The organism is Bacteroides sp. MSSM.1001136sp1_RTP21357st2_D2_RTP21359_211015, from assembly GCF_040913205.1.
GTDB lineage: Bacteria > Bacteroidota > Bacteroidia > Bacteroidales > Bacteroidaceae > Bacteroides > Bacteroides ovatus.
This window is the reverse complement of record NZ_JBDFVF010000025.1, coordinates 73,110-96,795: the sequence shown is the minus strand read 5'-3', so window position 1 is coordinate 96,795 and position 23,686 is coordinate 73,110. Positions and strand designations below refer to the sequence as shown.

The window sequence follows — 23,686 nt, the reverse complement described above, 5'->3', positions numbered from 1 at the left end:
AAAGCAATTCACGGCTCTTTTTATTGTATACTTTTATCCGGATACTTAAATATCCTATTTGACTACTTTAAAAATGGCTGCTACCATCAAAGCAATGTGTACAAACCTTGCATTTAGGTAATCCGATAGCCTCAATCAGCGTTTCCAGTGTATTAAACTTCAATGAACTGAGACCGAAACGCTCTGCAATAATACTAACCATCTTATCGTATTCCGGAGAACCGGTAGTAGCATATTTCTCCAGGTTCTTATTCTCATCCCCTTCCAGTTCCTTGATAATACGACGGGTAATCAACTCCAATGCATTTTTAGAAGCCGAAAAACCAACAAACGGACAAGCATAAATCAATGGCGGACAAGCGATACGCATGTGCACCTCCTTTGCTCCGTAATCATACAGAATCTTCACATTGTCACGTAATTGAGTTCCCCGCACGATTGAATCGTCACAGAACAACAAACGTTTATTTTGCAGCATGGCACGGTTGGGAATCAACTTCATCTTAGCAACAAGCGAACGCATCTCCTGATTGCTCGGAGTGAAGCTACGAGGCCATGTCGGTGTATATTTTGAAATAGCACGATGGTAAGGAACCCCCTTTCCTTCAGCATATCCTAAAGCCATACCCACTCCCGAATCAGGAATACCGCAAGCACAATCCACTTCCGATTCATCTGTCTGTCCCATTTTCAATCCGCTGGTGAAACGCACTTCCTCTACATTCTTTCCTTCATAACAAGAAGTCGGGAAACCGTAGTACACCCACAAAAACGAGCAAATCTGCATATCCTCATTGGGCTTGCGAAGCTGGTCAACATGATCGTCATACATACGGACAATCTCACCGGGACCTAAATATCTCTCAATCTCATAATCCAGATTCGGAAAACTGGACGATTCGCTCGTTGCAGCATAAGCACCGTCTTTCCTTCCAATCACCACCGGAGTACGTCCCCATCGGTCACGGGCAGCGATGATACTACCATCTTCCGTCAGAAGCAACATCGAACAAGAACCCTTAATGTGCTTAAACACATTTTCGATACCTTCCACAAAAGTTCTGCCTTGTATAATAAGTAATGCGATAAGTTCCGTCTGGTTGGTGTTGCTCGAACTAAGTTCGGCGAAGTGCATGTTTTGACTGAGAAGTTCTTCTTCCAATTCCTGGATATTGACTATTTTAGCGACTGTGACAATGGCGAAGCGCCCGAGGTGAGAATTGATGATGATAGGTTGTGCGTCTGTGTCGCTAATGATGCCGATGCCGGCGTTTCCTTTGAATTTGTCCAGTTCTCCTTCAAACTTGGTTCGGAAATAAGTACTTTCCAAATTGTGAATGGAGCGTATAAAACCTTTTTCCTCACTGTATGTTGCGAGTCCTCCTCGCTTGGTACCCAGATGTGAGTTATAATCTGTGCCGTAGAATAAATCAGTCACGCAGCTAGTTTTCGAGACTGTTCCGAAAAAACCTCCCATGTTGTTCTCTTTATTGATGATGTTTTAAAAAAGATGGCGCAAAAGTACAAAAAAGAATTCGTCCTATAAAAAAAGCGCTCCGCAAAGTTTTAGTTTTCTTTGCGAAGCACAACTAATATTTATTAAAAAGCGGGGAATCCGAAAACAATCTTTTTACCGGAATCTTATTTCCATTTCTTGATCGTTTTCAAGTCAGCGGGAGTTGCTTCAATCAAACTTACTGCAAATCCTCCGCTACGTGCCAGCTTCACAGACATCTTATTCTTGTTTGTAACAAGTCCTTTTTTTATCTGGTAAGAAGTAGGATTCTTTTCAAAATCCGCCTCCTTTCCGTCAGCATAAAGAGTAGCTACATATTGTTTTCCCGGTTCGAGAAAATCAAGTGTAAAAGCAGAAGTACGGGGATTCTCATCGGTGATACCACCTACAAACCAGTTATCAGTACCTTTTGCCTTACGTGCTACGGTAATATAATCTCCCGGTTCCGCTTCCAGATACTTGCTGTCATCCCAATCAACGGCTACATCCTTGATAAATTGAAATGCATCCATGTGACGTTCGTAACTCTCCGGAAGGTCGGCTGCCATTTGCAAAGGACTGTACATCGTTACATAAAGTGCCAACTGTTTTGCCAAAGTTGTACGTACAAAACTGTGGTCGCCTGACAGGAAAGAAAGTTTTGTATCAAAGATACCCGGTGTATAATCCATCGGTCCACCAATCTGACGGGTGAAAGGAAGCAAGGTGGTATGGAACGGCTTATTCCCTGCAAAGGCTTCATATTCCGTGCCACGAGCCGATTCATTACCGATCAGATTCGGATATGTGCGACATAATCCTGTCGGACGGGTTGCTTCGTGAGCATTTACACAGATCTTATATTCGGCCGCTTTTTCCACCGCATATAAATAATGATTGTTCATCCACTGTCCGTAATGATGTTCTCCACGCGGAATAATATTACCTACATACCCGCTCTTCACAGCATTGTATCCGTTATCTATCATAAACTGATAGGCTTTATCAAGATGGCGCTCGTAGTTACGTACAGAAGCGGAAGTCTCGTGATGCATCATCAGCTTCACTCCTTTTTCCTTTGCATACGCATTGAGCATCTTCACGTCAAAATCAGGATACGGAGTTACGAAATCAAAGACATAATCCTTCGAATTTCCGAACCAGTCTTCCCAGCCTTCATTCCAGCCTTCCACTAAGATCTGGTCGAATCCATGCTCTGAAGCAAAGTCAATGTAACGCTTCACTTTGTCATTATTGGCTGCATGACGCCCGCTCGGTTTTGTTTGGGAATAATCCGTCTGTCCCAGTTTCACAGAATAAACATCATCCGTGTACGACCAGGAACTTTTTCCGGTAATCATTTCCCACCACACACCGATGTATTTCACCGGCTTAATCCAGGAAACATCTTCGTAGGCACAAGGTTCATTCAAGTTCAAAGTCAATTTGGAAGCCAGAATATCACGAGCATCATCACTGACAATCACCGTGCGCCAGGGTGAACGGCAAGGCGTTTGCATATAACCTTTATCCCCTTTTGCATCAGGAGTCAGCCATGATTCAAAAATCAGGTTCTGATCGTCAAGGTTCAGATGCATACAAGAATAATCAACCAAAGCCGCTTCATGCAGATTGATATACAACCCGTCGGCTGTCTTCATTTGCAAAGATGTCTGCACACCTGTTGGTGAAAAAGGAGTTTGAGAAGCATTTGGAGTAATTGCCCCTTGCAACAATCCGCGAATCTCTGAAAGCTTGGATTCGGTATAGTCATATTCCTGCGTATCATAATCGCCTGGAATCCAGAATGCCGTATGATCGCCGGCCATAGCAAACTGCGAATGTTCTTCTTTTATAACGAAGTAATTCAGATTCTTTTGCTGCGGGAACTCATAGCGGAACCCCAAGCCATCATTATAAAGACGAAAACAAATAATCAGATTACGATCTTGCGCCTTTTGATTCAGGGTAACAGCCATTTCATTATAATGGTTGCGGATCGATTTCACCTCTCCCCACACCGGTTCCCATGTTTCATCAAAAGCAGAAGTTTTAATATCGGCCAGAGTGAATCCATTCATCAGTCCGGGATCATTTTTCAATTCCAGTCCCAGTTTCGAAGGTTTAATCACCTCTTTTCCTTTATAAGAGAGTTCATACACCGGTTCTCCTTGCATGTTGACAGAGAAATTAAGTTTTAATTGTCCGTCAGGAGAAGTGATACTTTCGGCCTTTGCTGATGTGCCGAAGAAAAAAGAGAGCAACAGGCAGACCCACATTGCAGTTCCTATTTTCATGTTCTTCATGATATAAATGAGTTAGTTAATAATCGTATGGCAAAGATAGACCGGAAATCCAAGTAGTGTTTTTCTTTATAAAGAAAATATAGAGGAATACAGATTCAAAAACGAAATAAGTACTTAATAATAAAACAGATAACACATTTTGTCTCCCCCAAAAATATAGTGTCTATGGTGATTAAATTAAAAGGATTAAATATGAATATTGCATAATCTTTCTATATTTGCAGATTATTATCTCAATCACATCAACAAACATTTTATTATTTATATGACACAACACCTTAGTTTATCCCGGAGGCTTCCAACAATTCGAAAAGGATTTTGAAGCCGCCTACAAATAATATCAATCTTTCAATCAAATGAGTAAAGAAGTTATCTATATCTTTATCGGTGGAGGAACTGGTAGTGCACTACGTTATTTTATCCAGTTGTTAATGCACGAACGAATCGTCCCTTATCATTTTCCATGGGCCACTTTCACGGTCAATCTTCTCGGCAGTTTTCTCATCGGTCTGTTCTATGCTCTTTCAGAGCGATTCCACCTTCCGTTCGAGGTCCGTTTGTTTCTGACAACGGGTTTATGTGGAGGTTTCACAACGTTCTCTACTTTCTCCAGTGATGGCGTAGGTCTGCTGAAAGGAGAATTTTACGGAGCATTTGTTCTATATACATTATTAAGTATAGGAATAGGATTAGCCGCAACGTTAGCCGGCGGATATGTGGGAAAACAGATTTAATAATTCGAATATAAATCCTACCTTTACGGCATGATTAAAAGAAACCCAACCAAACCCGTCCGCGTTGTTCCTCCCATGATGGAAGAACAGGAAGTCAGTACTATTACCCTACAGGAATGGCTCGACAGAGAAGAAACCGTCTCTCATCTTTTATTCTGCAAAGGAAAAGAAGAAGGCATCGACAAATCTTACAAAAGTTTCAAAAACTGCACCTTTCAGCATCAGACATTCAGCGAATGTAAATTCCGTTCCTCTCAACTGAGCGATGTCAGGTTCGAGAACTGCGACCTATCCAACATTTCTTTTGCTGAAAGTTCGCTCTACCGGGTAGAATTCATTTCCTGCAAACTATTGGGTACCAATTTATCGGAAACAACGATGAATCACGTCTTGCTGCATGACTGCAACGCAGGTTATATCAATCTGGCTATGAGTAAAATGAACCAGGTACGTTTTGCACACAGCCAGCTCCGCAACGGAAGTCTGAACGACTGCCGTTTTTCATCCGTCGCATTTGAGAGTTGCGATCTCGTAGAAGCCGATTTTTCACACGCTCCGCTTCGCGGAATAGATTTGCGCACTTCCCGTATCAGCGGAATCACGCTTAACATCAGCGATCTGAAAGGGGCTGTCATCACTTCCCTGCAAGCAATGGATTTGCTTCCACTGTTAGGGGTTATTATCGAAGATTAAAATCCTGCAAATTCACCCCGCCGCACTCAAACAAAAAGCATCGTCCCGTTGTTATAGTATAAGGTCGGACTAACGACATATAGGGAATAGGCACAAAAAGAATACCTATTTATAGTGATTTCTCACTCCCCGTCAAGTCCGTACTTTTGCAGAAATCTTATTCAAAAACAATAGAAACGATGAAAATTGAAAAAATTGTAGCTCGAGAAATTCTCGATTCAAGAGGTAACCCCACAGTAGAAGTTGACGTAGTATTGGAATCCGGCATTATGGGACGTGCATCTGTGCCGTCAGGTGCTTCCACAGGTGAACACGAAGCATTGGAACTTCGCGATGGTGACAAACAGCGCTATGGTGGAAAAGGAGTACAAAAAGCGGTTGATAATGTAAATAAAATCATCGCTCCGAAACTGATTGGTATGTCTTCACTCAATCAGAGAGGTATCGACTACACAATGCTGGCATTGGACGGCACTAAGACTAAATCGAATTTAGGTGCTAACGCTATTCTCGGTGTATCTCTTGCCGTAGCTAAAGCTGCTGCCAACTATCTGGATCTTCCTCTATACCGCTATATCGGTGGAACAAATACGTATGTAATGCCTGTACCGATGATGAACATCATCAACGGTGGTTCACATAGCGATGCTCCGATCGCATTCCAGGAATTTATGATCCGTCCCGTAGGTGCTCCTTCTTTCAGAGAAGGTCTGCGCATGGGTGCTGAAGTATTCCACGCTTTAAAGAAAGTCTTGAAAGACCGTGGCCTTAGCACTGCTGTAGGTGATGAAGGTGGTTTCGCACCTAACCTCGAAGGTACGGAAGATGCTTTGAATTCTATTCTGGCCGCTATCAAAGCAGCAGGATACGAACCGGGCAAAGACGTTATGATCGGTATGGACTGTGCTTCTTCCGAATTCTACCACGATGGTATTTACGATTATACCAAGTTTGAAGGTGAAAAAGGTAAGAAACGCACTTCCGCAGAACAAGTTGACTATCTGGAAGAACTAATCAACAAATTCCCTATCGACTCTATCGAAGACGGTATGAACGAAAACGACTGGGAAGGCTGGAAAAAGCTGACCGAACGCATCGGCAACCGTTGCCAGTTGGTAGGTGACGACCTGTTCGTAACCAACGTAGATTTCCTTGCAATGGGTATCGAAAAAGGCTGTGCCAACTCTATCCTGATTAAAGTAAACCAAATCGGTTCGCTGACAGAAACACTGAACGCTATCGAAATGGCTCACCGTCATGGATACACTACTGTTACTTCTCACCGTTCGGGTGAAACAGAAGATGCTACTATCGCCGATATCGCAGTAGCTACTAACAGCGGACAGATCAAGACAGGTTCTTTAAGCCGCTCAGACCGTATGGCTAAATACAATCAGTTACTCCGCATTGAAGAGGAACTGGGAGATTTGGCTGTATATGGTTACAAGAGAATTAAATAATTCAATATTCTCTTACTTGAATAATTCATCCCCGGACAATTAGATTATCCGGGGATTTTTACATATTAACCATTCACTAAATCTTTTTGCATTGTAAGAAAACTAGCTTCACTAAGCATCAATAAATATCTCCAATATTTTGCGAATTGAATTAATAAGGCTACATTTGCAACGTCTAACATATTAACAGACGGTGGGGAAACCTGCCTACTATCGCAGCGAGCATTTTTATGTTCGTATGTGAACTCTTATATGGGCGGTTTCGTACCCCCATAGAGAGTGTTAATGCACCTCTAAACCTGCCGTCGGTATGTTAGACAATGGGACAGGCGAAACCGCTTTTTTATTAGCACTTCTTCCTCTCCCATCAATCTATTATTCATCTTTTAAATTCTAATGATTATGGAAAACAGTCAATTAAAAGACTTACAGGAAGAGGTTTCAGAAGCTACGAAACAGTATATCCTGACTACATTCAATTCTGAAAATGGAATGAAAACGTATTATTTGCAGATGTCAAACATAATACGCTCTGCGCACATTAATCCTCCCATTGACACCGAATACAACAGTTTAAAAAAGCTAAGCAAAAAGCTCAAGCAATATTGTACTTTCATTCAAACACTTGGCGAACATGAATGGGACAAGGGAATAGCCGATATTCAGAAAGCATTAGGCATTTATCTAATGCAAAATAACATCGAAAGTAAAGAACGCAAACAAACGAACCAAGAAATTGCCTCTCAACTGCAATTCATCGTTTTTCTCTCCGGGAATATAAATATCATCAAGCAACTTCATGGAATATTGCAACGCCATTTATCCAATGTGATGCTTTTACTCAGATCCTATCCTGAGCATAATATACAAGAATGAATAACAATGATGAATCAAAAAGAAACTGTAAATCTTTGCTTTTCTTAAAAATGGAATATTACAACAATTAGGGAACTGTGCATTTCGATAATATGCGAATATATATAAAAAAGCATCCAGACTAATACCTGAATGCTTTTTTCTTGGATTTGTTATATATCCTTTTTTGAGCCTCTTGTCGGATTCGAACCAACGACCCCGAGATTACAAATCACGTGCTCTGGCCAACTGAGCTAAAGAGGCGGGTGGGTAAGCTATCTATATCGCGCCGCTACAACCAACTACCTTTGCTGCGATCAAGCCCTGGAGGATTCGAAGGGAGCTGGCCGTATAGGACTTACCCGTTTTTCGGTTGCAAAGGTAGGCATTTTTATGTATTCTGCAATAGCTGCAGACAACTTTTTTACTAACAAAAGACTAACAGGCTACATTTCAGGCAATTAAAATTGCAAAAAAATATTCAGACAGCAACTTCCTCTGCTTTATTAACTTTAACAACCAGATTTCCCCTACCAACCGATATTATTTGTACCTTTGTGCGCAATTTATAAATGAAGATGACAGAGAACAGAAGCTATTTACAAAAATATGCCATGCATTTTGGCACGTATATGGGAATCTACTGGATATTGAAGTTCATATTATTTCCGCTGGGATTCCACATACCTTTCCTTTCGCTTTTATTTGTAATCCTGACATTGTCCGTACCTTTCATCGGATATCACTATGCGAAAATGTACCGGGATAAGATTTGCGGAGGAAGTATCCAATTTTCACATGCCATGCTCTTTACCATATTTATGTATATGTTTGCTTCTCTGCTGGTAGCTGTGGCTCACTACGCCTATTTCCAATTCATCGATCATGGATTTATCATCAACTCTTACATCCAGTTGTGGGACGAACTGATGACCAACACCCCGGCTCTGATAGAAAACAAAGAAGTTATAAAAGAAACAATAGATACCGCCCGTTCACTTACTTCCATCAATATCACCATGCAACTATTGTCATGGGATGTATTTTGGGGAAGTATCCTGGCCATTCCCACCGCATTGATGGTAATGAAAAAGGCCAAATCGGAAAATGACGGAGTGTCTCAATCGTAATTTGTAATTCGTAAGTAATTAGTAATAAAAAAATGGATATATCAGTTGTAATCCCATTATTCAATGAAGAAGAGTCACTACCCGAACTCTATGCTTGGATAGAACGGGTAATGCAAGCCAACGGATTCTCATTCGAAGTGATTTTCGTTAACGATGGAAGTACCGACCATTCATGGGAAGTGATCGAAAAGCTTAAAGCTCAATCGGAACATGTAAAAGGTATCAAATTCCGCCGTAACTACGGTAAATCACCTGCACTCTACTGTGGATTCGCTGAAGCGGAAGGAAACGTAGTCATAACGATGGATGCGGACCTACAAGATAGCCCAGACGAAATCCCCGAACTTTACCGGATGATTACAAAGGATGGCTACGACCTGGTATCCGGCTGGAAGCAAAAGAGATATGATCCAATTTCAAAGACACTGCCCACCAAGTTGTTTAATGCTACTGCCCGCAAAGTATCAGGCATCAAAAACCTGCACGACTTCAACTGCGGATTGAAAGCCTATCGCAAAGAGGTCGTAAAACATATCGAAGTGTACGGTGAGATGCATCGTTATATACCTTATCTGGCAAAGAACGCCGGATTCAAGAAAATCGGTGAAAAGGTGGTACACCACCAGGCGCGTAAATACGGCACAACAAAATTCGGACTGAACCGTTTCGTAAACGGGTATCTGGATTTACTCTCTCTTTGGTTCCTCTCCAGATTCGGCATCAAGCCGATGCATTTCTTCGGACTGTTGGGATCATTGATGTTTCTGATAGGAATGATTTCTGTCATCATCGTAGGTGCCAGCAAACTATATGCCATGTACAACGGTCTCCCCTACCGACTGGTGACCGACTCTCCCTATTTCTATTTGTCACTTACGGCAATGATTATAGGTACGCAATTATTCTTAGCCGGATTCCTTGGCGAACTCATCTCGCGCAATGCACCGGAACGGAATAACTATCAGATAGAAAAGAAAATTTGATTCACATTCAATAAACTGACTATGAAGAATTTAATTCGTATCTTTCTCATATTGACTATCATTGGCGGTGCAGTCAGCTTACACAGTGCCTGCTCGGATGAGAACGATTGCTCATTGGCAGGACGTCCGATGATGTACTGCACAATATATACCATTAATCCGGATAACCCTACTATTGCATTAAAAGACACGCTTGATTCATTAACAATCACAGCATTAGGCACCGACTCTATCATTCTGAACAATGAAAAGAATGTGCATACCCTGATGTTGCCACTACGATACACAAGTGACACTACTGTGTTCATATTCAGATACGATCCCAAACGTAGAGAAAAAGATTTTGACACATTATACATTGTACAACAAAATACTCCTTATTTCCAGTCCATGGAATGTGGTTATATGATGAAACAAAATATAATCAGCGCTAAATTTGGGAAACCGGGAAGACCGGGTAACCCTCCTCCCTATGGCAACGAGCAGCCGGACCAGATAGATTCTCTTCATATAAAAAATAAAGAAGCCAATACAAATGAAATCGAGAACTTGCAGATATTCTATAATTATCGGCCAGAACGCACACCTGATGAAACGACTAATTAGTCTGCTTCTGCTCTTTTGCATTGGGCTTCCGTTGCTGGCACAACAGCAACGTCCGGCGCAAACGCCCAAAAGAGATCAGAAGAAAAAAGAGGTTGCCGAGATAGATACCATTCCGCTCTACAATGGTACGTATGTCGGTGTGGATTTATATGGCATTGGAAGCAAGCTGCTGGGAGGCGACTTTATGAGTTCTGAAGTCAGCGTAGCCGTTAACCTCAAGAATAAATTCATCCCTACTATTGAGTTTGGTATGGGAGGAACAGATACCTGGAGCGAAACAGGCATACACTATAAGAGCAAAATGGCTCCATTCTTCCGAATCGGTGTGGACTACAACACCATGGCAAAGAAAAAAGAGAAGAATAGCTACTTGTATGCAGGACTTCGCTATGCATTCAGTCCATTTAAATATGATGTTTCCACAATGCCGGCAGATGATCCTATCTGGGGAGATGTAATAGGTAACCCCAGTTTGGAAGACGGTTATTGGGGAGGAAGTGTGCCATTCAGCCATCTGGGTATGAAAGGATCGGTGCAATGGCTGGAAATCGTTTTAGGCGTCAAAGTACGTATTTACAAAAACTTCAACATGGGGTGGTCGGTACGTATGAAATACAAAACCAAAGCATCTACCGGAGAATATGGAGACCCATGGTACGTGCCCGGTTACGGAAAGTTTAAATCAAATAACATGGGAATCACTTATTCCCTTATTTATAAATTGCCTCTTTAGAATACAATGACAGGACTAGAGATTTGGCTGCTTGCAATAGGTCTGGCGATGGATTGTTTCGCTGTCTCAATTGCAAGCGGTATTATTTTGAAACGTACCCGTTGGAAACCCATGCTAATCATGGCTTTTGCTTTCGGCTTTTTTCAGGCAATCATGCCATTTATCGGATGGATGTGTGCAAAGACATTCAGTCATCTTATAGAAAGTGTAGACCATTGGATTGCTTTCGCGATCCTTGCCTTCTTAGGCGGACGAATGATTTTAGAATCTTTCAAAGAAGAAGAATGTTGTAAACTGTTCAATCCGGCAAATCCGAAAGTGGTATTGACTATGGCAATAGCCACAAGTATTGATGCATTGGCAATCGGCATTTCCTTTGCCTTTCTGGGAGTTCAGGACTATACCGAAATCCTTCCTCCTATCAGCATCATCGGGTTTGTTTCATTTGTCATGTCACTCATCGGTCTGATCTTTGGTATCCAATGTGGCTGCGGCATCGCCCGGAAACTGAAAGCAGAGTTATGGGGAGGTATCATTCTAGTCATTATCGGACTAAAGATATTAATTGAACATTTATTTCTTCAATAAAACGAGTTTTCTCATCAAATAGAAGAGCGTATGAAAACAAAAAAAAGTTTCCTTTGGCTGGCTTTCCTGATTTTGGCAACTATCTGGATATTAGTCAGACATAATCAACAAGTTGGCTATTACAGTGTCAAAGGTTTGGTGTTTGGGACAGTATATAAAATTACTTATCAGCATGACGGTGACTTAAAACCGGAAATAGAAGCTGAACTAAAACGCTTCGACCAATCTTTATCGCCATTCAATGACAGTTCTGTTATCAGTCGCGTCAACCGCAATGAAGAGCTGGTGACTGATAGTTTTTTCCAGAAATGCTTCCATCGCTCGATGGAAATTTCCCGCGAGACAAAGGGTGCTTTCGACATTACAGTAGCCCCTCTTGCCAATGCTTGGGGATTCGGTTTCAAAAAAGGTGCTTTTCCTGATTCATTAATGATAGACAGTCTGTTACAAATCACCGGATATAAAAAAGTGAAAATGGATAACGGCAAAGTTATCAAACAGGATCCTCGTACCATGTTAAGTTGTAGTGCCGTTGCCAAAGGGTATTCGGTAGACGTAATTGCACAACTGCTCGACCGTAAGGGAATAAAAAACTATATGGTAGATATAGGAGGCGAGGTGGTAGTGAAAGGGAAAAATCCTTCCAAAGGCTTATGGCGCATTGGAATCAATAAGCCCATCGACGATTCACTGGCCGTAAACCAAGACTTACAGACAATTCTTGAGATAACAGATTTAGGCTTGGCTACTTCCGGAAACTATCGCAATTATTATTATAAGGATGGGAAGAAATACGCCCATACGATTGACCCTAGAACTGGCTATCCGGTACAACACAATATCTTGTCCTCTACGGTAATCGCCAAAGACTGTATGACTGCCGACGCCCTTGCCACCGCCTTCATGGTGATGGGACTGGAAGAAGCGGAAGCTTTCTGCAAAGCGGATACAACGATTGACGCCTACTTTATTTATAGTGGAGAAAATGGAGAGTTCAAGACTTATTATACGGAGGGAATGAAAAAATACATAACTACTCCGTAATATATATATATATATATATATATTTATATATTATACAAACAGAGGTTCTACTTGAGTAAAACAGAACCTCTATTCAATTGGCAAATATCTATTTCATAAACACGAAATACACTGCTGCAATCAGACAAATAAATGCAGCCAGATGATTCCAATGTAAAGCCTCACCTTTAAAGAAGATGGTAGTGAACACTGTAAAAATAACAAGTGTTATTACCTCTTGAATGACTTTTAGTTGCATCAATGAAAACGGGCCTCCATTGCCTATAAAGCCAATACGATTGGCCGGTATCTGACAGGAATATTCAAAAAAGGCGATCGCCCAGCTGAACGCAATCACACCAATCAGCGGAAGAGCTGCGAACCAACTGTACTCCTGTTTCATCTTTAAATGTCCGTACCAAGCAAATGTCATAAAGACATTAGATACGATCAGCAACAAAATGGTATAGAATCCTTTCATAACAATCTATTCAAATTAATCTATTTTATCCGGTAATAAATCTTCCTGTACATTGGTCATACTTCCCCAAAGACTGTAACGCGCCTCCGGGTTCATCGCTTCCAGTTGCCTCAAAATACCTTTCATATCACTCCGGCTGGACTGCGATTCATAAGGACAATTCTTCACTTGCTTCTGATAATGACGCAAAGCTGCCAATTCTACCAAATCGGCTTCATGAACCAGACACATCGGACGAATAATTGTCATATCAAACTTCTTCATCACCAACCGGGGCGGCATTGTACTGAAAGCTCCCTGATAAGTGATATTCATCAATAAAGTTTCCAAAATATCATCCATATGGTGACCGAGAGCGATTTTATTGCATCCGTGTTCCTTAGCAACTGTGAACAGGGCTTTCCGACGGTTCCATGAACAGAGGAAGCAGGGAGATTTACGTGTGTCGGTAGCAGGATCAAAAGCTGTCTCATACTGCACAAAGAGAACTCCATACGTCTCACAGTGCGCTTTCAAATATTCCGTATCACTCTGATAAGGAATATTCTTCATCACTACATGGACAGCAACGACAGAAAAGCGAGGTTTATAGATACGTGCGCGTCTCCCCAACAGTTCCACAAGCGCCAACGAATCTTTTCCTCCCGATAGTCCGATAAGGATTTTGTCTCCTTCTTCTATCAATCCATATTGCACCACTCCTTTATTAAACCGCCGTTCAATGCGGCGAATGGTTTTCTCTTCTTCCGTAAATTGTGTCATATCTTTAAAAATCGGCTGCAAAAGTAAGCGAAAAGAATGATTTAAAGAAGAATTAACATAATAGAATCACTGAAAAAGGGTTTATTTCTAATAAATTTGTACTTTTGAACAATTGATAAATGGACCGGTGCCCGAAAGCAGCAATGTTTTCAATCTACCCGTCACTCATAAACGCTCAAAACGATGAAAGGAAAATATATTCTATTTTTAATTTGCAGCCTCTTCCTTTGCGAAGTCTCTGCACAAACGTTGGAACAGGCACGCACCTTATTTACCAAAGGTGAGTACGAACAAGCCAAACCAGTTTTTAAGAAGTATACTAAATCACAACCGTCGAACGGGAATTATAATTATTGGTATGGCGTATGTTGCCTGAAAACCGGAGAGGCAGAAGAGGCGGTGAAACCTCTTGAAATAGCGGTAAAGAAACGTATCACCGGTGGACAACTCTATTTGGGACAAGCATATAATGAGACGTACCGCTTTGAAGACGCAGTGAACTGCTTTGAAGAATACATCGCAGACTTAAGTAAACGCAAGAAACCGACGGAAGAAGCTGAGAAACTTCTGGAGAAAAGCAAATCTGACCTTCGTATGTTGAAGGGGGTTGAGGAAGTATGTATCATCGACAGTTTCGTTGTGGACAAAGCAACTTTCCTGAACGCTTACAAGATCAGCGAAGAATCGGGCAAACTGTTTACTTTCAATGAATTCTTCAAGACAGAAGGAGATCATCCGGGAACTGTTTATGAAACAGAAATCGGAAATAAAATTTATTATAGCGAAAAGGGCGAGAAAGGTAATCTTGATATCTTTTCAAAGAACAAGTTGTTGAATGAATGGAGTGACGGACGTCCGTTACCGGGTAGTATCAATGCTTCCGGGAATGCGAATTATCCGTTTGTTCTATCGGATGGAGTCACCGTTTATTACGCCAGCGATGGCGAGGGATTGGGTGGCTATGATATTTTTGTCACTCGCTACAACACGAATACCGACACTTATCTTGTTCCGGAAAATGTGGGTATGCCGTTCAACTCGCCGTACAACGATTATATGTACGTCATCGATGAATACAACAACCTCGGATGGTTTGCTTCCGACCGTTTCCAACCGGAAGGAAAGATATGTATTTATGTATTCATCCCTAACACTTCCAAACAGACTTATAATTATGAAGCAATGGAGCAGCAAGAGATCATTCGTCTGGCACAGATTCATTCGCTGAAAGAAACCTGGAAGGATAAACAAGCGGTTACCGAAGCACTGCAACGATTGAAAGCTGCTATCAGTCATAAGCCCAAAGAACGCCGTGCCATGGACTTTGAGTTTGTCATTGACGACCATACGACTTACTATCTGATGAGCGACTTTAAATCCGCAAAAGCCAAGACACTTTTCCAACGCTATCAGCAGATGGAAAAAGACTATTATCAACAAGAAGAAAAGCTGAACGGCCTTCGTCAACAATATGCCGGTGCCAACCAACAGGGAAAAGCCAAAATGGCTCCTGCCATTCTCGACCTCGAAAAGCGGATACTGCAAATGTCCGAAGAACTCGATGCTCTCGAAGTGAATGTACGTAATGCAGAAAAAACAAAATAAATAATAACTCTGAACTATGGATATACTCATTATCGCCGTTCTCATTATTGCCGCAGTCATACTGTTTCTGGTAGAACTGTTCGTCATCCCGGGCATTAGTCTGGCCGGAATTTCTGCATTGGTTTGCATCCTGTATGCCAACTACTATGCATTCACCAATTTAGGTATGGCAGGAGGATTTGTCACTCTTGGCATATCAGCGGTTGCCTGCATCGGATCACTGATTTGGTTTATGCGATCGAAAATGCTGGACAAACTGGCGTTGAAAAAAGATATCGATTCAAAAGTAGACCGTAGCGCAGAAGATAGCGTCAAAGTGGGTGATATAGGAATCAGTACTACCCGCCTGGCACAAATCGGTTATGCCGAGATTAACGGAAAAATTGTAGAGGTAAAGTCAATAGACGGGTTCCTCAATGAGAAGACTCCGATAATCGTAAGCCGGATCACCGACGGTACAATCATGGTTGAGAAACACAAAGAATAATATTCACTTAATAAAAACATCAATGGAATCATCTTTCTACTTGCCTATCTTTCTGATAGCCGGAGGTATTATCTTCTTGATAATATTTTTCCATTACGTGCCGTTCTTCCTTTGGTTGTCGGCTAAAGTTTCGGGAGTTAACATCTCGCTGATACAACTATTCTTAATGCGTATACGTAACGTTCCGCCGTATATCATCGTTCCGGGAATGATCGAAGCTCACAAAGCCGGTCTGAAAAATATCACCCGCGACGAACTGGAAGCCCATTATCTGGCTGGCGGACACGTAGAAAAGGTAGTTCACGCCTTAGTATCGGCATCGAAAGCCAACATCGAATTGCCTTTCCAGATGGCTACTGCTATCGACTTGGCAGGACGTGACGTATTCGAAGCTGTACAGATGTCTGTAAACCCGAAAGTGATTGATACTCCTCCTGTAACGGCTGTTGCGAAAGACGGTATCCAGTTGATAGCTAAGGCTCGTGTTACAGTACGTGCCAATATCCGCCAGCTGGTCGGTGGTGCAGGTGAAGATACGATCCTTGCCCGTGTAGGTGAAGGTATCGTTTCGTCTATCGGTTCTTCTGAAAACCATAAATCGGTATTGGAGAATCCGGATTCTATCTCTAAACTTGTACTTCGTAAAGGTCTGGACGCAGGAACTGCTTTCGAGATTCTGTCTATTGATATTGCGGACATCGACATAGGTAAGAACATCGGTGCGGCTCTGCAAATCGATCAGGCTAATGCAGATAAGAATATTGCACAGGCAAAAGCTGAAGAGCGCCGTGCTATGGCAGTAGCTTCCGAACAGGAAATGAAAGCAAAAGCACAGGAAGCTCGTGCCAAAGTGATTGAAGCAGAAGCTGAAGTTCCTAAAGCAATGGCTGAAGCTTTCCGCAGTGGAAACTTAGGCATCATGGATTATTATCGCATGAAGAATATCGAAGCTGATACTTCCATGCGTGAGAATATCGCCAAGCCGACAACAGGCAATGCTGGCAATCAGCCATTGAGCAAATAATCGTTCACAAACGCCGGAATCCGATTTTATTTCAGTCGTAAGACGTTCTCCCCTTTCCTATGGAAAAAGAAAGAGACTTCTTCTGAACTTAAATCCGGTTCCGGCGTTTCTATTTATAGATACAATCCTATTATAAAACTAAAACCTTTCAATGACATGAAAAAGTACTTTCCATCCTCTGAATTGATAATCAATGAAGACGGTTCAGTATTCCATCTTCACGTAAAACCCGAATGGTTGGCAGATAAAGTAATCCTGGTAGGTGACCCCGGACGTGTAGCACTCGTAGCTTCTCATTTCGAAAACAAAGAATGTGAAGTGGAAAGCCGCGAATTCAAAACCATCACGGGTACTTATAAAGGTAAACGGATTACGGTAGTCTCTACAGGAATCGGTTGCGATAACATCGACATCGTAATGAATGAATTAGATGCACTCGCCAATATCGACTTTGTCACCCGCGAAGAAAAGGATCAGTTCCGCCAACTGGAATTAGTGCGTATCGGCACATGTGGCGGTCTGCAACCCAATACGCCTGTCGGAACTTTTGTATGTTCGCAAAAGTCCATCGGTTTCGACGGGTTACTGAATTTCTATGCCGGACGTAATGCCGTATGCGATTTGCCTTTCGAACGTGCTTTCCTCAATCACATGGGTTGGTCGGGAAATATGTGCGCTCCTGCTCCTTACGTCATTGATGCCAGTGAAGAATTGATCGACCGGATCGCCAAAGACGACATGGTACGTGGAGTGACAATCGCTGCCGGAGGTTTCTTTGGTCCTCAAGGACGTGAACTTCGTATCCCGTTAGCAGACCCGAAACAAAATGATAAGATTGAAGCGTTCGAATATAAAGGTTACAAAATTACCAACTTCGAAATGGAAAGTTCAGCTTTGGCAGGACTTAGCCGGTTGATGGGACACAAGGCAATGACCGTCTGCATGGTGATAGCCAACCGACTTATCAAAGAGGCCAACACCGGATATAAGAATACAATCGATACGCTAATTAAGACAGTACTTGACAGGATATAAATCTATATTTAGGAGAGTTAAATTGTAATCGAAAGAATAAAAATGCAATTAAAAGAATGTATAATGGCTTGAATCTTTCACTGATAATATGTGTAGATTCAAGCCATTGTTTTTTTATTAATAACCAATCGTAAATCTCTCCTGGTGGTGTTTCGGATATTCCAGTTCATCAATCATGGCGGCGGCATAATCTTCAACAGAGATATGGCTGTTTCCTACAATATCTACAATCATATCATCTTTTCCCAACCGATAACGTCCTGTACGTACTCCCGGACGCATATCCGCTGCCGGAGAGAAAAATACCCAGTCTATTTCCTTTTCTTTCTTTAAAAAGTTCAGATAGAACTCTCCTAGAGCTTTCACTCCCGGCAATATATTTTCGGGTACTTCACCGGAATCCATCAGACGCAAGCCCGGAGCGATAAACAAAGAACCGGCACCGCCCACCATCAAAAAACGATTAACACCCGCTTTCTTCACTCCATCAATAATGGTCAGATAAACTTTGATTGTTTCATCGTATATATCAGGATTATTCCATCCCGGATTGAATGCACTAATAACAGCATCTGCACCTTTACAAACGCCAGCCACTTCATCAAGCGCGGAGACATCGGCTTTCACCACTTTCAGATTTTCATTCTCTATCTTTATCTTTTCCGGATGACGAACTACTGCCGTAACCTCGAAACCACGATTCAATGCTTCATTCAGAAGGGCAGAGCCCACAAAGCCGCTTGCCCCGATAAGGACTATCTTTTTCACTTTCTCCATATTCTAATATATTATAATGTTACTACTATATAATAAATAACACTACAACATTCAGAATGTTAGTTCTCTTTTAGAAAATTAATTATCCGATATAAGATTCTATTGTCTCTTTCAACCTTTCCAAAGAATAGGGTTTTGAGATAACAGCGTTGCATCCTGCCTGAATAGCCTGTTGCTGTTCTGTATAGAAAGCATACGCGGTCACTGCAATAATAGGTACAGTCAGAGAAATAGTACGAATCTTTTCAGTGGCTTGAATACCGTCCATGATCGGCATACGGATATCCATCAGAATCAAATCCGGCTTTTCGCGGATGAAACTATTGATGGCTTCCTGTCCGTTGCGTACCCATGAAATAATATATTCCTTATTCAGAAGAATATTAAGTTGGGCAAAGTTCGACTCAATGTCTTCTACCACCAATATCTTTTTACGTTTATCCTCATCGACATTCTTCTTATGCGGAAGTCTTCTTTCGACAACCTCCTTCGGTATTTCCTGATAGGGTAAATAGAGTGCAAACACACTCCCCTGCCCTAATTCTGAAGTTACTTCGATACGGCCGCCCAGTCGTTCTACAATGCTTTTACAAATTGAAAGCCCTAATCCGGTGCCCTGCACAAAGTCATTCAGTTTCTCAAAACGGGTGAAAATTTGAGGGAGTTTCTCTTTGGATATACCACAACCCGTATCGCTGACATACAGTTTCAGCCAGGATCCTTCATGTTTCAAGCCTAAAGTTATACTTCCCTTTTCCGTATTTTTAATTGCGTTCGACAAGAAATTGAACAATACCTGCATCACACGGTTACGATCAGTAGAAGTCCAGTATTCTCCTTCGGGACGAATCACTTTCAATTCTACATTCGACTTCATCTTCAGCTGGTGCACTTTTTCCACTTCTTCCACTAGTCCTGCGATCTCAACCTGCTGGAAATGCATTTCCGATTTGCCGGATTCAATACGGGAAAGGTCTAAAATATCATTGATTAACTGTAATAACAAGTTACTGTTTTTCTGAATAATTTCCAGATACTCCATTTTCTCTTCTTCACTTTCTGTCACTGCGATAATCTCCGAAAAACCAACAATAGCATTCAACGGAGTACGAATTTCATGGCTCATATTAGCTAAAAAGACCGACTTCATTTTATCAGCATCTTCCGCACGACGTTTAGCTTCGATCAATTCCTGCGAACGCTGAATCCGGTCTCCGATGTCATGTATCAACGCAAGTACCCTGTTTCCTTCAAAGGGGGCGATACGTGCCTGAAAATAATGCAGACTTCCATCCACTTCAAGCGGATATTCTATTTCCTTCAACTTACCATCACGCAAACATTCCCTAATGTTACAAATAAACAAGTCGCTAACCTCCGGTGAATAAATAGATCGTCCATCTGCTCCGCGTAGCACTTCCACAGGGTGAAGCAATATCGTTCCCGGTGCCATCAGGACATCGGTAATAAAGAAATTATCATCAAAAATAAAAATGAATTCCGGCAATGCTTCAATTATTTTGCGATTATACTCTTCCAGATATTTGATATGTTGCTCCTTTTCGCATTGTGAAGTGACGTTCACCGTATATGCCAGCAGTTTACCCGGATGACTTTCGCAACTCTCTTTGTAAGACAGAAAATGATCTTCCAGCCAAATTACTTTCCCTTGTTCACTTATACAACGAACTCTAATTTGTGAAGTCTTAGAGTCTGATGAAAGCATTTCTGCAAAGGCTTGTTTATAGAATTCAATATCTTCCGGATGAATAAACCGATAGAAATCATCTATATCTTCAAAAATGATCCCGGCATCCTTTAATCCCAGTGTAAAAAAATAATCGTTTGAAAAGGAGCATTTGCCCGTAATGATATCATATTCCCACAAAGCTATTTGATGAGCTGCAAGGACAGAAAATATTTCTTGTGAGTTCTCCCGTATGAGTTCACTCTTTTCATTGGAAGAATATAAATTAATCGCTGGTTCCATAAGCATTATTGTTTTATTTTGTTTGGTGTACCACTGCACGGCAGCAAATATAAACAAATAAAGCACAAGTTGTGCTCAATTTTCTGTTTTTTACTTAGAAACAATTATCTTTGCTCATCCAAAAAGAAAAAAGAATGATTCAAGATACTATCTGTGCCATCGCTACCGCTCAAGGCGGTGCTATCGGAAGCATCCGCGTTTCCGGTCCGGAAGCTATTTCTATTACCGGCAGCATCTTCAAGCCAGCCAAAGCTGGCAAATTATTGAGCGAACAAAAACCATATACTTTGACATTCGGGCGTATTTATGACGAAGACGAGATGATTGATGAAGTGCTCGTCAGCCTTTTCCGTGCTCCTCATTCGTATACGGGAGAAGACAGTACGGAAATCACGTGTCATGGTTCCACTTATATTCTTCAACAGGTAATGCAGTTGCTTATTAAAAACGGTTGCCGCATGGCCCAGCCGGGAGAATATACGCAACGTGCTTTCCTCAATGGAAAGATGGATTTAAGTCAGGCAGAAGCTGTGGCGGACTTGATTGCTTCTTCATCTGCTGCCACTCACCGATTGGCAATGAGCCAGATGCGGGGTGGATTCAGTAAAGAGCTGACAGATCTACGCAACAAGTTGTTGAATTTCACTTCCATGATTGAATTGGAGTTGGATTTCAGCGAAGAGGATGTGGAATTTGCCGATCGTTCGGCATTAAGGAAACTGGCAGATGAAATTGAACAGGTCATTTCGCGGTTGGCTCATTCATTTAGTGTCGGCAACGCCATTAAGAATGGTGTTCCCGTAGCTATCATCGGTGAAACAAATGCCGGAAAATCGACTTTACTGAATGTATTATTGAATGAGGATAAAGCCATTGTCAGTGATATTCACGGGACAACACGTGATGTAATCGAAGATACTGTCAATATCGGAGGAATCACTTTCCGGTTCATTGATACCGCCGGAATCCGGGAAACCAATGACACGATTGAAAGTTTGGGTATTGAACGTACTTTTCAGAAGTTGGATCAGGCGGAGATTGTTCTTTGGATGGTAGATGCTGTGAATGCCGCTTCTCAAATTGAACAGTTATCGGAGAAAATAATTCCACGTTGTGAAGGAAAACATTTGATTGTTGTATTCAATAAGACTGATTTGATTGAAGATAAACAGAAAGAGAATGTATTATCTTTATTAAAAGACTTCCCCAAAGAATCTACGGAATCTATTTTCATCTCGGCCAAACAACGGAAGAATACAAGTGAATTACAAAAAATGCTTATTGATGCAGCACACTTGCCTACAGTGACACAGAATGATATTATTGTGACAAACGTAAGACATTACGAAGCTTTAAACAAAGCTTTGGAAGCTATTCATAGAGTACAGAACGGACTTGATTCGCAGATTTCCGGAGATTTTCTTTCGCAAGACATACGAGAGTGCATCTTCTTCATTTCGGACATAGCGGGGGAGGTTACGAATGATATGGTGCTTCAAAATATCTTTCAACATTTTTGCATTGGTAAGTAAGAAGCGCATACTATCATTGCTGCAATAAAATAGATCGTTTAAAGAAATCACTATGCCCATTATAGAAATATCATCCTTAACAGACTCTGGAGTAGAAATATTCAGTACCCTCACCGAAGCTCAATTACGGAATCGTATCGAGCCTGATAAGGGATTGCTTATTGCAGAAAGCCCCAAAGTTATCCATGTAGCTCTGAATGCTGGTTATGAGCCTTTAGCCCTCTTGTGTGAACAGAAGCATATCACTGGTGATGCGGCTGGCATCATTGAACGTTGTGGTGATATACCTGTCTATACCGGTGAAAGAAAGTTACTTGCCACATTGACCGGATATACACTGACGCGCGGTGTCCTCTGTGCCATGCGTCGTCGGGCACTACCAAGTGTAGAGGAGGTGTGTCGGAAAGCTCGACGGATCGTAGTCATTGAGGGCGTGGTAGACGCTACTAATATCGGAGCCATCTTCCGTTCCGCAGCCGCCTTGGGAATAGATGCTATATTATTAACACGCAATTCTTGTGATCCGTTAAACCGACGTGCAGTCAGGGTTTCGATGGGTTCTGTCTTCCTGATACCATGGACTTGGTTGGACGGTTCTCCCAATGAGTTGCGTAAACAGGGTTTCCGTACAGTCGCTATGGCACTCACGGAGAAATCAATCTCTATCGATAATCCTATCTTAGCAACCGAACCCAAGTTAGCCATCGTAATGGGAACAGAGGGGGATGGTCTTCAAAACGAAACAATCAATGAGGCGGACTATGTAGTCCGCATTCCTATGGCAAACGGTGTCGATTCTCTCAATGTAGCCGCCGCATCCGCTATTGCTTTCTGGCAACTTCGCGTTCAAAATGACACAGATCTGCCACCATCACCGGATGATGTACATATATGATTTTACTTATATTCCTACTCACACCTACAATACGTATTTGCGCCACAGGAACAGCGAGGTAACAACTTTTCCATCAATTCACTTCGAAAGAACTCATACAGTTCTTTATGCATGATGTCATATAGTGCCCTAACCCGTTCTTCCTGCTCATCTTCTACATGAATTCCTCCCTGAAAGGGATCTGTAAAGTTGAAAGAAACGTATTTTCTCACTACACCCTGTATTTCCTTTTGCACTTCCTCTGCTTCCGGACAAAGGGTAATGACATAATCCCACGTCTGTTGGGCATACGTCGCAACATCACAGGGCTTTCTACGCGAAAAGTCATATCCATTTTGTTCCATCACTTGGCAAACAACGTCAGGGACAGAATTTCCAGCCAAAATACCGGCAGTACTAATCTTCATCCCTCTACCGAAGGAGTTCAAAATTTCCTGTGCCATACGACTGCGGCACATATCATTATTACTTACTATAAGTATATTCTTCATA

General features: G+C 41.8%; 23 protein-coding genes and 1 tRNA gene. 16 read left to right on the top strand and 8 right to left on the bottom strand.

The genetic code is table 11. The features are described from left to right. Positions 1–67 precede the first annotated feature (67 nt). A complete protein-coding gene (locus tag AB5217_RS16445; protein ID WP_004302052.1) occupies positions 68–1,477 on the bottom strand; it encodes an amidophosphoribosyltransferase in 1,410 nt (469 codons plus the stop codon). 164 nt (positions 1,478–1,641) lie between these two features. Beyond that, a complete protein-coding gene (locus AB5217_RS16440; RefSeq protein ID WP_004309779.1) occupies positions 1,642–3,801 on the bottom strand; it encodes a glycoside hydrolase family 97 protein in 2,160 nt (719 codons plus the stop codon). 356 nt (positions 3,802–4,157) lie between these two features. Between AB5217_RS16440 and crcB the strand changes: the two genes are divergently transcribed. The 4 genes from crcB to AB5217_RS16420 all read left to right on the top strand — a co-directional run bounded on the left by crcB (position 4,158) and on the right by AB5217_RS16420 (position 7,564). Continuing rightward, complete coding sequence (gene crcB, locus AB5217_RS16435; RefSeq protein ID WP_004309778.1) at positions 4,158–4,535, top strand: fluoride efflux transporter CrcB; 378 nt, start codon at positions 4,158–4,160, stop codon at positions 4,533–4,535. Between the two features lie 30 nt (positions 4,536–4,565). After that, a complete protein-coding gene (locus tag AB5217_RS16430; RefSeq protein ID WP_008644437.1) occupies positions 4,566–5,228 on the top strand; it encodes a pentapeptide repeat-containing protein in 663 nt (220 codons plus the stop codon). Between the two features lie 179 nt (positions 5,229–5,407). After that, a complete protein-coding gene (gene eno / locus AB5217_RS16425) occupies positions 5,408–6,688 on the top strand; it encodes a phosphopyruvate hydratase (protein WP_004302046.1) in 1,281 nt (426 codons plus the stop codon). Between the two features lie 402 nt (positions 6,689–7,090). Further along, positions 7,091–7,564, top strand: a complete 474-nt coding sequence (locus AB5217_RS16420; RefSeq protein WP_004309775.1) for a hypothetical protein — start codon at positions 7,091–7,093, stop codon at positions 7,562–7,564. Positions 7,565–7,733: 169 nt separating this feature from the next. Here the strand turns inward: AB5217_RS16420 and AB5217_RS16415 are convergent. Further along, a tRNA-Thr gene (locus AB5217_RS16415) sits at positions 7,734–7,807 on the bottom strand. A gap of 308 nt (positions 7,808–8,115) precedes the next feature. On the opposite strand from AB5217_RS16415, the gene AB5217_RS16410 reads away from it, so the two are divergent. The 6 genes from AB5217_RS16410 to AB5217_RS16385 are packed head-to-tail and all read left to right on the top strand — an operon-like array spanning position 8,116 to position 12,627. After that, positions 8,116–8,673: a DUF4199 domain-containing protein gene (locus AB5217_RS16410; RefSeq protein WP_004316473.1), complete on the top strand. Its 558-nt coding sequence runs from the start codon at positions 8,116–8,118 to the stop codon at positions 8,671–8,673. Positions 8,674–8,705: 32 nt separating this feature from the next. Next, positions 8,706–9,656: a glycosyltransferase family 2 protein gene (locus AB5217_RS16405; protein ID WP_004302041.1), complete on the top strand. Its 951-nt coding sequence runs from the start codon at positions 8,706–8,708 to the stop codon at positions 9,654–9,656. A 21-nt stretch (positions 9,657–9,677) separates the two neighbouring features. Then, positions 9,678–10,262 (top strand): DUF6452 family protein, encoded by a 585-nt coding sequence (locus tag AB5217_RS16400; protein WP_004305613.1) that lies wholly within the window; start codon positions 9,678–9,680, stop codon positions 10,260–10,262. Beyond that, positions 10,246–10,995 carry a DUF6048 family protein gene (locus tag AB5217_RS16395; protein ID WP_032843191.1) on the top strand — a complete coding sequence of 250 codons (750 nt, stop codon included), beginning with the start codon at positions 10,246–10,248 and terminating at the stop codon, positions 10,993–10,995. The genes AB5217_RS16400 and AB5217_RS16395 overlap by 17 nt, the downstream gene beginning before the upstream one ends. A 6-nt stretch (positions 10,996–11,001) precedes the next feature. Then, positions 11,002–11,583 carry a manganese efflux pump MntP family protein gene (locus AB5217_RS16390; protein ID WP_004302038.1) on the top strand — a complete coding sequence of 194 codons (582 nt, stop codon included), beginning with the start codon at positions 11,002–11,004 and terminating at the stop codon, positions 11,581–11,583. Positions 11,584–11,613: 30 nt separating this feature from the next. After that, positions 11,614–12,627, top strand: coding sequence for an FAD:protein FMN transferase (locus tag AB5217_RS16385; protein ID WP_032843190.1), 1,014 nt, complete (start codon positions 11,614–11,616; stop codon positions 12,625–12,627). Between the two features lie 88 nt (positions 12,628–12,715). Here AB5217_RS16385 and AB5217_RS16380 read toward each other — a convergent pair whose 3' ends face one another. Next, on the bottom strand, positions 12,716–13,087 hold the full coding sequence (locus AB5217_RS16380; RefSeq protein ID WP_004302024.1) for a DMT family protein: 372 nt from the start codon (positions 13,085–13,087) through the stop codon (positions 12,716–12,718). A gap of 15 nt (positions 13,088–13,102) precedes the next feature. Beyond that, positions 13,103–13,849, bottom strand: a complete 747-nt coding sequence (locus AB5217_RS16375) for an ATP-binding protein (protein WP_004302023.1) — start codon at positions 13,847–13,849, stop codon at positions 13,103–13,105. Between the two features lie 183 nt (positions 13,850–14,032). Here AB5217_RS16375 and AB5217_RS16370 point away from each other — a divergent pair, with 183 nt between their 5' ends. The 4 genes from AB5217_RS16370 (at position 14,033) to AB5217_RS16355 (ending at position 18,000) form a co-directional block, all read left to right on the top strand. After that, entirely contained in the window at positions 14,033–15,454 is a 1,422-nt protein-coding gene (locus AB5217_RS16370) for a tetratricopeptide repeat protein (protein WP_009040379.1), read from the top strand. Between the two features lie 16 nt (positions 15,455–15,470). Further along, a complete protein-coding gene (locus AB5217_RS16365) occupies positions 15,471–15,941 on the top strand; it encodes an NfeD family protein (RefSeq protein WP_004304887.1) in 471 nt (156 codons plus the stop codon). 22 nt (positions 15,942–15,963) lie between these two features. Continuing rightward, positions 15,964–16,965, top strand: coding sequence for a flotillin-like protein FloA (gene floA / locus AB5217_RS16360; protein WP_004304885.1), 1,002 nt, complete (start codon positions 15,964–15,966; stop codon positions 16,963–16,965). A 156-nt stretch (positions 16,966–17,121) separates the two neighbouring features. Further along, a complete protein-coding gene (locus AB5217_RS16355; protein WP_004302019.1) occupies positions 17,122–18,000 on the top strand; it encodes a nucleoside phosphorylase in 879 nt (292 codons plus the stop codon). Positions 18,001–18,117: 117 nt separating this feature from the next. Here AB5217_RS16355 and AB5217_RS16350 read toward each other — a convergent pair whose 3' ends face one another. Both AB5217_RS16350 and AB5217_RS16345 read right to left on the bottom strand, forming a co-directional pair. Next, on the bottom strand, positions 18,118–18,777 hold the full coding sequence (locus AB5217_RS16350) for an NAD(P)-dependent oxidoreductase (protein ID WP_128858385.1): 660 nt from the start codon (positions 18,775–18,777) through the stop codon (positions 18,118–18,120). Between the two features lie 82 nt (positions 18,778–18,859). Continuing rightward, entirely contained in the window at positions 18,860–20,767 is a 1,908-nt protein-coding gene (locus AB5217_RS16345) for a PAS domain-containing hybrid sensor histidine kinase/response regulator (protein WP_080706930.1), read from the bottom strand. Between the two features lie 134 nt (positions 20,768–20,901). Here AB5217_RS16345 and mnmE point away from each other — a divergent pair, with 134 nt between their 5' ends. After that, positions 20,902–22,299, top strand: coding sequence for a tRNA uridine-5-carboxymethylaminomethyl(34) synthesis GTPase MnmE (gene mnmE / locus AB5217_RS16340; protein WP_032846428.1), 1,398 nt, complete (start codon positions 20,902–20,904; stop codon positions 22,297–22,299). A 52-nt stretch (positions 22,300–22,351) separates the two neighbouring features. After that, complete coding sequence (locus AB5217_RS16335; RefSeq protein ID WP_004310964.1) at positions 22,352–23,194, top strand: TrmH family RNA methyltransferase; 843 nt, start codon at positions 22,352–22,354, stop codon at positions 23,192–23,194. 14 nt (positions 23,195–23,208) lie between these two features. Here the strand turns inward: AB5217_RS16335 and AB5217_RS16330 are convergent, their stop codons facing one another. Beyond that, positions 23,209–23,685 (bottom strand): low molecular weight phosphatase family protein, encoded by a 477-nt coding sequence (locus AB5217_RS16330; RefSeq protein ID WP_004310965.1) that lies wholly within the window; start codon positions 23,683–23,685, stop codon positions 23,209–23,211. Position 23,686: the final 1 nt, after the last annotated feature.

Coding starts and splice junctions, on each gene's coding strand:
- eno (WP_004302046.1), top strand. CDS start 5,408: ATGAAAATTGAAAAAATTGTAGCTCGAGAAATTCTCGATTCAAGAGGT.
- AB5217_RS16440 (WP_004309779.1), bottom strand. CDS start 3,801: ATGAAGAACATGAAAATAGGAACTGCAATGTGGGTCTGCCTGTTGCTC.
- AB5217_RS16370 (WP_009040379.1), top strand. CDS start 14,033: ATGAAAGGAAAATATATTCTATTTTTAATTTGCAGCCTCTTCCTTTGC.
- mnmE (WP_032846428.1), top strand. CDS start 20,902: ATGATTCAAGATACTATCTGTGCCATCGCTACCGCTCAAGGCGGTGCT.
- floA (WP_004304885.1), top strand. CDS start 15,964: ATGGAATCATCTTTCTACTTGCCTATCTTTCTGATAGCCGGAGGTATT.
- AB5217_RS16385 (WP_032843190.1), top strand. CDS start 11,614: ATGAAAACAAAAAAAAGTTTCCTTTGGCTGGCTTTCCTGATTTTGGCA.
- AB5217_RS16445 (WP_004302052.1), bottom strand. CDS start 1,477: ATGGGAGGTTTTTTCGGAACAGTCTCGAAAACTAGCTGCGTGACTGAT.
- AB5217_RS16345 (WP_080706930.1), bottom strand. CDS start 20,767: ATGGAACCAGCGATTAATTTATATTCTTCCAATGAAAAGAGTGAACTC.
- AB5217_RS16395 (WP_032843191.1), top strand. CDS start 10,246: ATGAAACGACTAATTAGTCTGCTTCTGCTCTTTTGCATTGGGCTTCCG.
- AB5217_RS16400 (WP_004305613.1), top strand. CDS start 9,678: ATGAAGAATTTAATTCGTATCTTTCTCATATTGACTATCATTGGCGGT.
- AB5217_RS16420 (WP_004309775.1), top strand. CDS start 7,091: ATGGAAAACAGTCAATTAAAAGACTTACAGGAAGAGGTTTCAGAAGCT.
- AB5217_RS16410 (WP_004316473.1), top strand. CDS start 8,116: ATGAAGATGACAGAGAACAGAAGCTATTTACAAAAATATGCCATGCAT.
- AB5217_RS16330 (WP_004310965.1), bottom strand. CDS start 23,685: ATGAAGAATATACTTATAGTAAGTAATAATGATATGTGCCGCAGTCGT.
- AB5217_RS16430 (WP_008644437.1), top strand. CDS start 4,566: ATGATTAAAAGAAACCCAACCAAACCCGTCCGCGTTGTTCCTCCCATG.
- AB5217_RS16375 (WP_004302023.1), bottom strand. CDS start 13,849: ATGACACAATTTACGGAAGAAGAGAAAACCATTCGCCGCATTGAACGG.
- crcB (WP_004309778.1), top strand. CDS start 4,158: ATGAGTAAAGAAGTTATCTATATCTTTATCGGTGGAGGAACTGGTAGT.
- AB5217_RS16335 (WP_004310964.1), top strand. CDS start 22,352: ATGCCCATTATAGAAATATCATCCTTAACAGACTCTGGAGTAGAAATA.
- AB5217_RS16380 (WP_004302024.1), bottom strand. CDS start 13,087: ATGAAAGGATTCTATACCATTTTGTTGCTGATCGTATCTAATGTCTTT.
- AB5217_RS16355 (WP_004302019.1), top strand. CDS start 17,122: ATGAAAAAGTACTTTCCATCCTCTGAATTGATAATCAATGAAGACGGT.
- AB5217_RS16390 (WP_004302038.1), top strand. CDS start 11,002: ATGACAGGACTAGAGATTTGGCTGCTTGCAATAGGTCTGGCGATGGAT.
- AB5217_RS16350 (WP_128858385.1), bottom strand. CDS start 18,777: ATGGAGAAAGTGAAAAAGATAGTCCTTATCGGGGCAAGCGGCTTTGTG.
- AB5217_RS16365 (WP_004304887.1), top strand. CDS start 15,471: ATGGATATACTCATTATCGCCGTTCTCATTATTGCCGCAGTCATACTG.
- AB5217_RS16405 (WP_004302041.1), top strand. CDS start 8,706: ATGGATATATCAGTTGTAATCCCATTATTCAATGAAGAAGAGTCACTA.